Here is a 12,440-nt window from a genome sequence, read left to right on the forward strand (position 1 = left end):
ACCGCGCGGGCAGCTAGACCGCTCGTCGCGTTGCCCGAGTGGCGGAATGGTAGACGCAGCGGATTCAAAATCCGTCGCCGCAAGGCGTGCGAGTTCGAGTCTCGCCTCGGGCACCACCCAGACTGAGTCGGCCTCGAGTCTGCCACTGGCGGGCGAATCGAAACATGCAGACGCATGGGCGAGGGCGAACAAACCGGCTGCGGCGCACCGAATTGGCGGTGGTTTGTGAACGATTGGATGCCCTAATTTTGACACAAAGCTCGCGGCGGCGTGACCGCTAGGATCTTTATTGTATCCAAGCAGGAAACTTATGTGAGGCGGGGTGCGAGTCCGTGCCTTTGCCGGTTTCGCGTCGGCTGGCGAATGTGTCGGCTAATTAGTGTGGGGTGAAGGGTTGACCCCCCTTATCTAGTTTTCCGAGCATCCGGGTCGTCGCTTTTTTCGAACCTTGCAAGATCAATTTTCTCAACAATTGGCAATATTCTTTGAACTTCTCCTGCCATTATGTCGCCATTTTTTGGTTGGCCTCGGGGGGCACCAAAGGTATCCTGATAGACGTCCTTCGGAGAGCATTGTCTGGGGGCTGGGGGTCTCGGTTTTCTGGCGGCGGCAAGCAAATGGACGCGCCGCAGGAAGCTGGATATCCAGAACGACCGATGGGGATTTAGCCCCATTACGAGTAGCGCGGAAACAATCGGTTCCGCGGTTAGTCACGAGTGCGGCCATCCCACGACCCGAAATTGCGGGACGTCTATGAGTTCATTGAGTGGGTGCGAGGCGTGGGTAAACGGTGGATGGCAATTTCTGAGTGCGGCATTATTGGCGGCCTGGGGTTTATTTTCAAAGACGGATTCCCGGCCGCCGAATTTTCCCAAAAATCGAAAGCCGATCCGGCAGAAATAGCCGGACTTTGTCTCGGATCGAAATCCGACGATGTCCTCCAGCATGGTAAAAGCCTCAGACCGAACCGCTGCCGGGGCGTCGCGGCCAAGGGCGGCGCTCAGATCGCGGCGACTGTGGAATAGCCTACGTCGCCATTAAAGCGATCGGCGCCGCCCTGACGACCGGTGCCGGCATCGCGCGGAACCTCCAATCACATGACGCCGCCCGCAAGGCGGACAGCCTTTGTGGGCTTGTGTCCGGATCCTCGAGGCGTAACGCGAGTCGTCCAGGCCAGGCCAGGGACGCGGCGGAGCGGAGTTCAACTCAATTCCGAAGCGCGAACTCTTTGCACGAATAACAACCGTAAAATGAGTTGGGCGCGAGTTTCACCGCGACGCGACCGAAATGTCGCAGGCTTGCCTAAATGCGACCGCATTTAGCTCTTAGCCACAAAATCGAGTGGTTTATTGTGCTAAGTGGTCATGGTGTAGGAACGAGTCGCGATGAATGTCGAAACGGAAACGAAGGTTGTGGCAAACCGATCCTGTGAGGCCGATGTGAAGGAGATGCCGTCGACGGCTGACGCGCAAATACCCGAAACATGCCCTCGCACGCCCTGTTTCATCGCGGGCGTTCGTATCGCGACGCTGCGCGGCGAGGTCGAGATCGAAAACCTTCGGCCCGGCGATCGGGTCCTGACGCGCGACAACGGCTATCGCCCCCTGCGCTGGATCGGCGCGCGGCATTTCGATGCCGACGCGCTGGAGCGGTTCGCTGAGCTTCGCCCCGTCACGATCCGGCGCGGCAGTCTTGGCCCCGACATGCCGTCACGCGACCTGACCGTCAGCCCGCAGCACCGGATACTGATGAGTGGCGAGGCGGCGCGCCTTCTCGGCGCCGAGAGTGAGGTTCTGGTGGCGGCCTGCGACCTCCACCCGGCGCAGCGCGTGCCGGAGGTCCACACCGAGGTGACCTATTTCCATCTCATGTTCGACGCCCACGAGGTGATCCTCGCCGACGGCGCCTGGAGCGAGAGCTTCCGGCCGGATCGCGCGGCGCTCGACGGGTTGCACACGGCGCAGCTGTGGGAAATCCTGGCGATCTTCCCCGAACTCGCGACCGAGGCCGGTCTGGCCGCCTACGTGCCCGCGCGGGCCGGGTGGAGCCGTCCCGGCGACAAGCGTATCGCCCTGGCGGCCTGACCGATCGCTTCGTCAGTCCTCGCGACGGCGGCGCCACGCGTCCCAGTCTTCGGGTGTGTCGAGATCGAGGATGGCCCGGTCTCCCGGCAGGGTGCAGGTGCGGACGGATTCGCCTTCAAGGACGACGCGGGCGCCGCGGTCCCCGGTCAGAACCCTCAGCTCCTGCAGGAGCCGGCGGGGGAATATCACCGGATGGCCTTCGACACCGGTCTCCGTGGCGGCCCGCAGCGGCTGGGTCGGGTCCTCCGCGAATGCCGCGATCAGGAGCGTCAGGTCTTCTCGCTCGATATCGGGCATGTCCGGCATCAGCACCATCAGGCCCTCGACCGGCCCGGCATGATCCGCGCCGGCGCGCAGGCTTGCCGAGAACCCGTCATGGGCGTCCGCGACCGGTACGATCTGCAGCGGGAGCCCGATCAGCGCGGCGCGGCGCCCCGGCGCGGATGGGCCGCTCTCGGGCAGGGTCACGATCACCCGCTCGCCGGTCCGGGCCGCCATTGCTGCGGCCCGTCGAAGCAAAGATTGGCCATCGACCTCGGCGAGCAGCTTGTCCGAGCCGCGCATGCGCCGCGATGCCCCCGCGGCCGGAATCAGAATTGCAAGCCCAGCCATTCCCGGCGCTCCTGCATCGCGGGCCGTGAGCCCGCCATTCGTCCCGCCCCACTATTCCAACTGGAACCTGCAGCTGCAACCCTGTCGACGCTGCGTCCCGCGCCGCGCCCCTGACGGACCGCGGCGCGGCGCGTTCAGCCGCGCATGCGGGCGCCGTCGGCGTCCCAGAGCGGACCGGTCACCATCCGTGCCTTGCGGCGCTGGCCGAGGATCTCGACCTCGGCCTCGAGCCCATCGCGGATCAAGTCGACCGGGACGAAGCCCTGCGCCACCGACTGGCCGGTCCAGTGCGAATAACCGCCCGAAGTGCAGAAACCCACGACCGCGTCGCCGATCCAGATCGGCTCGTAGGCCACGACATCGGCATCGGCCGCATCGACGATGAAGGCGCAGAGCCGGCGCTTCGGACCTTCTGCCTTTTCCTTCAACGCGGGGGCCTTGCCGATCCAGTCGGCCTCCTTGTTCCAGCGGATGAAGCGGTCGATTCCGGTCTCGCCGGGGAAGTAGTCGGGCGAGAACTCGCGCGCCCAGGAGCCGAAGAGCTTGTCGAGGCGCAGGGACATCATCGCCCGCATGCCGAAGGGCTTCAGCCCCAGATCCTGGCCGGCGGTCCAGAGCGTGTGCCAGAGCGTGCGCTGGCTCATGAAATCGGTGAAGATCTCGTAGCCGAGGTCTCCGGTGTAGCTCACGCGCTGCACGAGACAGTCGGCCATGCCGATGGTCATGCGTTTCGCATCCATGAACCGGAACGCCTCGCCGGAGACATCCGACCGGGTGACGCGGCTTAGAAGCTCGCGCGCGTTCGGACCGGCGATCTGGAAGCCGGTGACGCGGTCCGAGACATTCTCGACCGTCACGCCGGCGTCGAGGTTTGCCTCGAACCAGCGCAGGTGCTGGTCCTGCGCGCCGTAGGAGCCGGTGATGCGGAACTCGGTCTCGGAAAGGCAGGTTACGGTGAAGTCGCCGATGATCTTGCCCTCGGGCGAGAGCATCGGGGTCAGCGACAGCCGACCCGCCTTCGGGATCGCGCCGGCCATGATCCGGTCGAGCCAGGCGCGCGCGTTCGGCCCCGTGACGCGGAACTTGCCGAAGTTCTGGACCTCGTTGATGCCCACCGCTTCCCGCACCGCGCGGACCTCGGCCGCCGTCGCCTCCCAGGCGTTGGAGCGCTTGAAGCTCGGCGTCTCGTAGCGCGGCTCGCCGGGGAGCGCGAAGTAGTTGACGACCTCAAGCCCGTATTGCTGACCCCAGACCGCACCCATGCCGTCGAAGATGTCGTACATCGGCGTGGTGCGGAAGGGGCGGGCGGCGGGGCGTTCCTCGTTCGGATAGGAGACCGAGAAGCGCATCTGGTAGTTCTCGATCACCTTCGGGACGGTGTAGCCCGGCGTCGTCCATTTGCCGAAGCGCGCGACGTCGAAGCCGCGCGGGTCGCATTCGGTCTCGCCGTGGATCATCCATTCGGCGAGCGACTTGCCCATGCCGCCACCTTGGGAGAAGCCGGCCATGACGGCGCAGGCGGACCAATAGTTGCGCAAACCCGGCACCGGGCCGATCAGGGGATTGCCGTCGGGCGCGAAGGTGAAGGGGCCGTGGATGACGCTCTTCACGCCGGCCTTCTCAAGCACCGGGAAGCGCTTGTAGGCGAAGGCGACGGACTCCTCGATCTTGTCGAGGTTGTCGGGCAGAAGCTCATGCCCGAAGGTCCAGGGCGTGCCGTCGAGCGACCAGCCTTCGCAGGGCTTCTCGTAGAATCCGATGCAGAGGCCGCGGCCCTCCTGGCGGAGATAGCTCTCGCCGCCGGGATCCATGACATGGGGGAATTCGCGGCCGGATTTCAGGATCTCCATGATCTCGGGGACGTCGTCGGTGACGAGATACTGGTGCGCCATCGGCAGAAGCGGCAGGTAGACGCCTGCCATCGCCGCCACCTCGCGCGCCCAGAGACCGCCCGCGTTGACGATGTGCTCGGCGTGGATCGTGCCCTTCTCGGTGACCACGTCCCAGCCGCCGTCGGGGCGCGGATTGGTCTCCAGCACCCGGTTGTGCTCGACGATCTCGGCCCCGCCCATCTTCGCCGCGCGGGCGTAGGCATGGGTGGTTCCGGAGGGGTCGAGATGGCCGTCCAGAGGATCGTAGAGGCCGCCGATGATGCCCGTGGTGTTGACGAGGCCGTCGGTGAGCTTCTCGATTTCCGACGGGCCAAGGATCTCGGTATGAAGCCCCATGTAGCGGTGCTTGGCGCGTTCCGCGACAAGCATCTCGTAGCGCGCCTGATTGTCCGCGAGCGTCACGCCGCCGACGTGGTGGAGCCCGCAGGACATGCCGGTGATCGCTTCCAGCTCCTTGTAGAGCTGGATCGTGTAGCCCTGCAGCGCCGCCATGTTGGTGTCGCCGTTCAGCGTGTGGAACCCGCCCGCCGCGTGCCAGGTGGAGCCCGACGTGAGCGTCGATCTCTCGATCAGCATCACGTCCTTCCAGCCGTATTTCGTCAGGTGATAAAGCACCGAGCAGCCGACGACGCCGCCGCCGATGACCGCGACTTGGACATGAGACTTCATGGATGGATACCCCCGCGTTGCGGCCCCGGTCGGGCCGGTTTTGCGCGAGGATGGCAAATCGCCGATCACCACGAGAGCGCGTCCGCGACAAACTTTGTCGCTTTCCTTGCGCGCAGGATCGATATTAGCCGCGTCGGTCTCAGGCCGGATTTGCGCTTCGGGGGCGGTGCGCTTAGGAGAGGATAACGCCCGACAGCCAATGGAGCCGAGTTTGATTCGTCCTCAATCCGCCGTCTGGGCGCTCGTCCTTCTCGTCATCCTCGTCACCCTCGCCAGCTTCAGGCCGCTCCTGCCGATCGACGAGACGCGCTATCTCGGTGTCGCGTGGGAGATGTGGCTCTCGGGCGACGTCTTCCACCTGACGCGGAACTTCGACCTCTACACCCACAAGCCGCCGCTCCTGTTCTGGCTGATCAACCTCGTCTGGCAATTCACCGGCGTGAGCGAATTTGCTGCGCGGCTGGTGGCGCCGGCCTTCGGCGTCGCCTCGGCCCTCGCGATGGCGGGGCTCGCCCGGCGGCTCTGGCCCGAGGATTCCGGCGTCGGCGCGCGATCGATCCTCGTGTTGGCGAGTTTCACGGTCTTCCTGATCTATGCGAGCCTGACGCTCTTCGACACGATGCTGACCTTTGCCACGATCCTCGGCGTCGGCATCCTGTGGCGCATCGGGCAGGGCGAGCGCGGCCGCCGGCTCTGGATCGCTTTCGGGCTCGTGCTGGCGCTCGGGGTCTATGCCAAGGGGCCGGTGATCTTCGTCCATCTGATGCCGGCTCTTCTGACGATGCCGCTCTGGGCGCCGGAACCGCCACGGCTGAGCGAGGCCGGGAAGGGCTTCGGCATGGCGCTTGGCGCGGGGCTTATTCTCGTCGCGGTCTGGCTGGTGCCGGCGCTGATCGGCGGCACCGCCGCCTATCGCGAGGAGCTCTTGTGGACGCAGTCGGCGGCGCGGGTCGCTGGGGGGCTTGCCCATGACCGGCCGGTCTGGTTCCTCGTTGCACTCCTGCCGATCCTGCTCTTTCCCTGGGCCTGGTCTTGGCGCCTCTGGCCCGCCACCGTGCGGGTGGTCAGGGGTGATGCCGGAGGGCGGATGCTCGCGATCTGGGCGGGGTCGGGGCTCGTCCTCTTCTCATTGATCTCGGGCAAGCAGATCCACTACCTCATCCCGGAGTTTCCCGCGGTGGCGCTCCTCATGGCGCGGGCGCTCGGGGGCATCGAGCGGAGTGGCCGCGGCGGCTCGGCGGCAGCGGTCTTTCCGGTGATTCTCGGGCTCGCCGCGCTTGCGCTCGCGGTGGGGCTGATCCCGGCCACGGGCGACCTCGCGCCGCTGAAGCCGGGCTGGGCGGTGGCGCTCTTCGGCCTCGTCGGCATCGCGCTCGGCGTTTTCGGCTGGCGGCTGAGTTTCACGCCGGCCCACGCGGTGTTTGGCATCGGACTCGCCGCCGCGCTGCATGTGCTCATCGTGACGACCGGGCTTTACGCCGCCTACGACCACCGCGAGATCAGCGCGAAGCTGGCGGAGGCGGAGAAGGGCGGGCTCGCCGTGGCCGAGATGATCTACAATGCCGAGTTCAACTTCGGCGCGCGCCTGACCACGCCCGTCGCCGTGTTGTCGGGGCCCGAGGCCCTGCGCAGCTGGGGTGCGGCGCATCCCGAGGGGCTCCTCTTCGGCCCCGTCGATCGCGTGCCGGTTACCGCGGAGCCTGAGGACGAGGCATTCTACAACGGGATCCGCTACGGCTTCTGGTCCAGCGCGACGGTCACCAGCAACATTCGCGACTAACCGTCATAAAGATACGGCCTCCAAAACGACCGCAGCGCGCCCCCGGGCCCCGGGAACGCGCTGCTATCGTCGATTGCGATGGCGTGGCCTCAGCGTTCCGGGATCAGACCCCTTGGGCTGAACCGCAGCACCAGCAGCAGCACCAGCCCCATCGTCAGGAGCCGCATATGCGCGGCGCTGTCCTGCAGGTGCGATTTCAGCGCGCCCTCGGCCATGCCCGAGGTGATGAGACCCATCAGCGCATGGCCCCACGGCTCGACCTTGATCCAGAGGAACCAGATCAGGAACCCGCCGAGGACCGAGCCCCAGTTGTTGCCCGAGCCGCCGACGATCACCATGACCCAGATGAGGAAGGTGAAGCGCAAGGGGTTGTAGGTGCCGGGCGTGAGCTGGCTGTCGAGCGTCACGATCATCGCGCCGGCGAGGCCGCAGACCGCCGAGCCGAGGATGAAGATCTGCAGGTGCCGGCGGGTGACGTCCTTGCCCATCGCCTCGGCCGCGGTCTCGTTGTCGCGGATCGCCCGCATCATCCGGCCCCAGGGCGAATTGAGCGCCTTCTCCGACGCCCAGATGAGCGCGAGGAGGATCACCACGAAGAGCCCGGCATAGAGGAGCTTCACAGCCACCGTCGAGGCCGTGACCGGATCGGAGCCGAAACTCGCGGCCAGGTCGATGAAGCCCGGATCGCGCTGCAGATCGACCTCGTACGGCACGGGCCGCGGGATCGAGATCACGTTCTTGACGCCGCGCGCCAGCCAGTCCTCGTTCTTCATCACCGCGATGATGATCTCGCCGATGCCAAGCGTAGCGATGGCGAGGTAGTCGGAGCGCAGGCCAAGCGCGGTCTTGCCGATCACCCAGGCGGCGCCGGCGGCGAAGAGCGCGCCGACCGGCCAGGCGAGGAGCACCGGCAGGCCGAGACCGCCGAGGTTGGAATGCGTCGCGGGCTGGAAGGATTCGACGACGTCGACAGCCGGGTCGAAGACTGCGCGGAAGAGGAAGAAGCCTCCGATCAGCACCGCGAGGATCGCAAGCGTGCGGTTGCGACCCCGGAGCCGGCCGTAAAGCACGATCGCAAGCACGATGACCGCGAGCCCGATGAGGAGCGCCAGGATCAGCCGGCCCGCGCCCTGCGTGGTCCAGACCTCGGTCACCGGCTGTGTCGAGACCAGCACCGGCGCGAGACCGCCGAGTGCGACGAAGCCGACGACGCCGACGTTGAAGAGCCCGGCATAGCCCCATTGCATGTTCACGCCGAGCGCAAGGATCGCCGAGATCAGCCCCATGTTGAGGATGCCGAGCGCGGTGTTCCAGCTGCCACCGAAAAGCCCGAAGGCGGTCGTCGTGCCCTCGAGCACGATCAGCAGGGCGACGAAACCGAAAAGGAGGAGGTTGCGCAGGTTCATACCGCTTTCCCCTTGAAAAGCCCGGTGGGCTTGAAGAGCAGGACGATGACGAGGATCGCGAAGGAAACCGCGAACTTGTAATCGGTCGACAGAAGCTGGGCGAGCCCGTCCGGCGCCAGCGCGTCGGGCAGGACGTAGGTCGCGACCTTCTTCCAGGCATAGGTGAAGCCGACCTCGGTGAAGGCGATGAGGAACCCGCCCGCGATCGCACCCAGGGGACTGCCAAGGCCGCCGACGATGGCGGAGGCGAAGATCGGCAGCAGGAGCTGGAAGTAGTTAAAAGCCTTGAACGACTTGTCGAGCCCGTAGAGCGTGCCGGCGATCACCGCGAGCCCCGCCGCGATGATCCAGGTCACCGCGACGACGCGCTCGGGATTGATGCCCGAGAGAAGCGCCAGATCCTCGTTGTCGGAATAGGCGCGCATCGACTTTCCGGTGCGGGTCTTGTTGAGGAACCAGAAGAGTGCCGCCACGACGATGATCGCGGTGAGGATGGTCAGACCTTGCGTCGAGCGGAATGCGAGGCCCTCGGCGAGGCCGGTGGCCTTCTTGAACTCGTTCGCGTTGACGATGAACCGGCCGCCATCGTCGAAGCGGATCTCGCCCACGCCGATGATGAAGCGGGTGACGCCGTTCATGATGAACATCACGCCCATCGAGACGATGACGAGGATCACCGGCGCCGCCTTCTGTCGCCTGTAGAAGCGGTAGACCGCCTTGTCGGTGGCCAGCACCAGCGCCGCGGTGATCGCGATGCCGAAGGGCAGGGCCAGAAGGGCGGTCGGCAGCGGCCCGAAATGGATGCCCACCGACTGGAACGCCCAGGTGACGAGGATCACCATCGCGGTGCCGAAGGCCATCGTGTCGCCGTGGGCGAAGTTCGAAAAGCGCAGGATCCCGTAGATCAGCGTGACCCCGAGCGCCCCCAGCGCAAGCTGCGCGCCGTAGGAGGTGGCGGGGATCACGACGAAGTTCAGAAGTGCCACGATCGCGTTGAGGAAATCCATGTCTCAGCCCCCGAGGAAGGTGCGGCGGACTTCCGGATCGGCCAGAAGCGCCTCTCCGGTATCCGTGTATTTGTTGGCGCCCTGCACGAGCACATAGCCCCTGTCGGCGATCTCCAGCGCCTGGCGGGCATTCTGCTCGACCATCAGGATCGAGATCCCGGTGCGAGCGACCTCGATGATGCGGTCGAAGAGCTCGTCCATGACGATGGGCGAAACCCCGGCCGTCGGTTCGTCGAGCATCAGGAGCTTCGGCTTGGTCATCAGCGCCCGGCCGACTGCGACCTGCTGACGCTGGCCGCCCGACAGTTCACCCGCCGGCTGGCGGCGCTTGTCCTTGAGGATCGGGAAGAGGTCGTAGACCTGCTCCATCGTGGCGCGGAAATCGTCCTTGCGGATGAAGGCGCCCATCTCGAGGTTCTCCTCGACGGACATCGAGGGGAAGACGTTGTTGACCTGCGGCACGAAGCCCATGCCCTTGGCCACCCGGTCTTGCGGCGTGAGGGCGGTGATGTCCTCGCCGTCGAGCTTCACATGGCCGCCGCGCAAGTTCAGCATGCCGAAGACGGCCTTCATCGCGGTCGACTTGCCGGCGCCGTTCGGGCCGACGATGACCGCGATCTGGCCCTTCTCGACCGTAAGCGTGCAGTCATGCAAGATGTCCGCCGCGCCGTAGCCGCCGGTCATATTCTCGGCCGCGAGGAACGGGCCACCGGGGGCGGGACGGGCCTTGCCGCCCTTGGTCGGATATTCCAACTCGCCGCCGCCGGATTTGGTGATCGACCGGTCCTTGTTGCCGCGGTCGTCCTTGTAGGGATTTCCTGAACTGCTCATGCCCCGGCCTCCGCCTTCACCTTGTTCTTCAGGCCGCGGCCGAGATAGGCCTCGATCACCGCCTCATTCTTCATGATGCTGTCAGCCGAGCCCTTGGCGAGCACCTTGCCCTCGGCCATGACGATCACCGGGTCGCAGAGCCGGCCGATGAAATCCATGTCGTGCTCGATGACGCAGAACGTGTAGCCGCGCTCCTTGTTGAGCCTGACGATGGCGTCGCCGATGGTGTTGAGAAGGGTGCGGTTCACGCCCGCGCCGACCTCGTCGAGAAAGACGATCTTGGCGTCGACCATCATCGTGCGGCCAAGTTCCAGAAGCTTCTTCTGGCCGCCGGAAAGGTTGCCGGCACGCTCGTCGGCGAGATGCGAAATCGTCAGGAAGTCAAGGACGTCGTCGGCTTTCTTCGCAAGCTCCGCCTCCTCTCGGGCGATCCGGCCACGATGGAACCAGGTGTTCCAGAGCGTCTCGCCCAACTGACCGGCGGGAACCATCATCAGGTTCTCGCGCACCGTCATCGAGGAGAACTCGTGTGCGATCTGGAAGGTGCGCAGCAGCCCCTTGTGAAAGAGGTCGTGCGGCGGCAGCCCGGTGATGTCCTCGCCGTCCATGATCACCCGGCCCGCGGTCGGCTGGTAAACCCCCGCGATGACGTTGAAAAGCGTGGATTTTCCGGCTCCGTTCGGTCCGATCAGCCCGGTGATCGAGCCAGTGGCGATCTCGATCGACGCGCCGTCGACGGCCCGGAAGCCGCCGAAATGCTTGTGCAGACCCTCGACGACGATCATGCATCCCCCTCGCTTCCGTGACGCAAGGTTCGCGTCAGAAGCTGTTGTTGTTAAACGAAAAGTCAGCCCGGGCGTGCCGGGCTGACTCGAAGTCGCGCGAAAGATCCCTCAGTGGAACTTCGTCGTGGTGATCTTGCCGTCGGTGAACTCGTACTCGCGGTACGCACCGGCGGCTTCGCCCGGTCCGATCAGTTCGACCGCCGAGGCGCCAACATAGTCGATGTCGGTGCCAGCCGCGAGCAGCTCGAGGCCCTTGGCAAGCTCGCCCGGATAGATCGGCTCGCCCGGAGCGTTGGCGACGTCCATGATCTTGCCCATCAGGTCGGCCGACTTCGACGAGCCGGCGGCCTGCATGGCGAGCATGATCAGCGCGGCGGCGTCATAGCTCTCGCCCGCATAGGACGAGGTGCCGTCGAAGCCTGCGGCGGTGGCCATTTCCTGGAAGGTTGCACCACCAGGGCTGTCGGTGCCCGGCACGGTGCCGAAGGAGCCGTCGAGCGAGGAGCCGAACTTCTCTTCGAGCACGGTGCCGTACATGCCGTCCGGCAGCACGAAGGTCGAGAAGGCGCCGGTGTCGAGCGAGCCCTGGATGACGCCCGAGCCGCCCTGGTCGACATAGCCCGCGACGATCAGCGCGTCGCCGCCGGCGGAGGCCAGCGCGCCGACCTCGGCCGAGTAGTCGGCCTTGCCGTCCTCATGCGCGGCCGAGATCGTGACCGAACCGCCCGAGGCTTCGACCGCCGCCTGGATGCTGTCGGCGAGGCCCTTGCCGTAGTCGTTGTTGGTGTAGGAGATCGCCACCGAGCCGATGCCGCGCTCCTTCAGGATCGCTGCGAGGATCTCGCCCTGGCGCGCATCCGACGGCGCGGTGCGGAAGAACAGGCCGTTGTCCTCGGCCGAGGTCAGGCCGGGCGAGGTTGCGGAGGGCGAGACCATCACGATGCCGTTCGGCACCGCGACGTTGGCGAGAACCGCGCCGGTGACGCCCGAGCAGTCCGCGCCCATGATCGCGCTGACGCCGTCGGTGGTCACGAGGCGCTCGGCGGCGGCCTGCGCGGCGGCGGCGTCGACGCAGGTCGAGTCGCCGCGGACCGACGTCACGGTCGAGCCGTCGAGCAGCTTGCCCGAGTCAGACACTTCCTTCATTGCCAGCTCGGCGCCCGAGCCCATCATCGGAGTGATCGATTCCAGCGGTCCGGTGAAGCCGAGGATCACGCCGATCTTGATGTCCTCCGCGCCGGCCGCGCCGGTCATGAGGGCTGCAGCCGCGGTGGCGGCCAGAAGTTTTTTCATAGTTCACTCCCATGTTGGAACGTTGTCCTGAGGGCAAACTAGAGCGGCTGAATCGAAAAGAAAAGCCACAGAACAGCTAGC

General features: G+C 65.8%; 10 protein-coding genes and 1 tRNA gene. 4 read left to right on the forward strand and 7 right to left on the reverse strand.

All coding sequences use genetic code 11. From position 1 onward, the window contains the following. The first annotated feature begins 32 nt into the window (after positions 1 to 32). The 3 genes from OEZ60_RS02225 (at position 33) to OEZ60_RS02235 (ending at position 2,084) form a co-directional block, all read left to right on the forward strand. Positions 33 to 116: transfer RNA gene (locus OEZ60_RS02225), tRNA-Leu, on the forward strand. 678 nt (positions 117 to 794) lie between these two features. Further along, a complete protein-coding gene (locus tag OEZ60_RS02230; protein ID WP_263332793.1) occupies positions 795 to 1,025 on the forward strand; it encodes a hypothetical protein in 231 nt (76 codons plus the stop codon). A 423-nt stretch (positions 1,026 to 1,448) separates the two neighbouring features. After that, a complete protein-coding gene (locus OEZ60_RS02235) occupies positions 1,449 to 2,084 on the forward strand; it encodes a Hint domain-containing protein (RefSeq protein ID WP_263332795.1) in 636 nt (211 codons plus the stop codon). 12 nt (positions 2,085 to 2,096) lie between these two features. Here the strand turns inward: OEZ60_RS02235 and OEZ60_RS02240 are convergent, their stop codons facing one another. Together OEZ60_RS02240 and OEZ60_RS02245 are read right to left on the reverse strand one after the other, a co-directional pair. Then, positions 2,097 to 2,696: a nucleotidyltransferase family protein gene (locus OEZ60_RS02240; protein WP_263332797.1), complete on the reverse strand. Its 600-nt coding sequence runs from the start codon at positions 2,694 to 2,696 to the stop codon at positions 2,097 to 2,099. A 134-nt stretch (positions 2,697 to 2,830) separates the two neighbouring features. Then, positions 2,831 to 5,257 carry a GcvT family protein gene (locus OEZ60_RS02245; RefSeq protein WP_263332799.1) on the reverse strand — a complete coding sequence of 809 codons (2,427 nt, stop codon included), beginning with the start codon at positions 5,255 to 5,257 and terminating at the stop codon, positions 2,831 to 2,833. Positions 5,258 to 5,468: 211 nt separating this feature from the next. On the opposite strand from OEZ60_RS02245, the gene OEZ60_RS02250 reads away from it, so the two are divergent. Further along, positions 5,469 to 7,037 carry an ArnT family glycosyltransferase gene (locus OEZ60_RS02250; RefSeq protein ID WP_263332801.1) on the forward strand — a complete coding sequence of 523 codons (1,569 nt, stop codon included), beginning with the start codon at positions 5,469 to 5,471 and terminating at the stop codon, positions 7,035 to 7,037. An 89-nt stretch (positions 7,038 to 7,126) separates the two neighbouring features. Here OEZ60_RS02250 and OEZ60_RS02255 read toward each other — a convergent pair whose 3' ends face one another. The 5 genes from OEZ60_RS02255 to OEZ60_RS02275 all read right to left on the reverse strand — a co-directional run bounded on the left by OEZ60_RS02255 (position 7,127) and on the right by OEZ60_RS02275 (position 12,359). After that, positions 7,127 to 8,443 (reverse strand): branched-chain amino acid ABC transporter permease, encoded by a 1,317-nt coding sequence (locus tag OEZ60_RS02255; RefSeq protein ID WP_263332803.1) that lies wholly within the window; start codon positions 8,441 to 8,443, stop codon positions 7,127 to 7,129. Further along, entirely contained in the window at positions 8,440 to 9,450 is a 1,011-nt protein-coding gene (locus tag OEZ60_RS02260; protein WP_263332805.1) for a branched-chain amino acid ABC transporter permease, read from the reverse strand. The genes OEZ60_RS02255 and OEZ60_RS02260 overlap by 4 nt, the downstream gene beginning before the upstream one ends. 3 nt (positions 9,451 to 9,453) lie before the next feature. Further along, positions 9,454 to 10,281 (reverse strand): ABC transporter ATP-binding protein, encoded by an 828-nt coding sequence (locus OEZ60_RS02265; RefSeq protein ID WP_263332807.1) that lies wholly within the window; start codon positions 10,279 to 10,281, stop codon positions 9,454 to 9,456. Beyond that, positions 10,278 to 11,066 (reverse strand): ABC transporter ATP-binding protein, encoded by a 789-nt coding sequence (locus OEZ60_RS02270; protein WP_263332808.1) that lies wholly within the window; start codon positions 11,064 to 11,066, stop codon positions 10,278 to 10,280. Before OEZ60_RS02270 ends, OEZ60_RS02265 begins: the two co-directional genes overlap by 4 nt. 108 nt (positions 11,067 to 11,174) lie before the next feature. Next, positions 11,175 to 12,359: an ABC transporter substrate-binding protein gene (locus tag OEZ60_RS02275; RefSeq protein ID WP_263332810.1), complete on the reverse strand. Its 1,185-nt coding sequence runs from the start codon at positions 12,357 to 12,359 to the stop codon at positions 11,175 to 11,177. Between the last annotated feature and the right edge of the window lie 81 nt (positions 12,360 to 12,440).

Source organism: Albidovulum salinarum, assembly GCF_025673475.1.
Classification (GTDB): Bacteria; Pseudomonadota; Alphaproteobacteria; order Rhodobacterales; family Rhodobacteraceae; genus Albidovulum; species Albidovulum salinarum.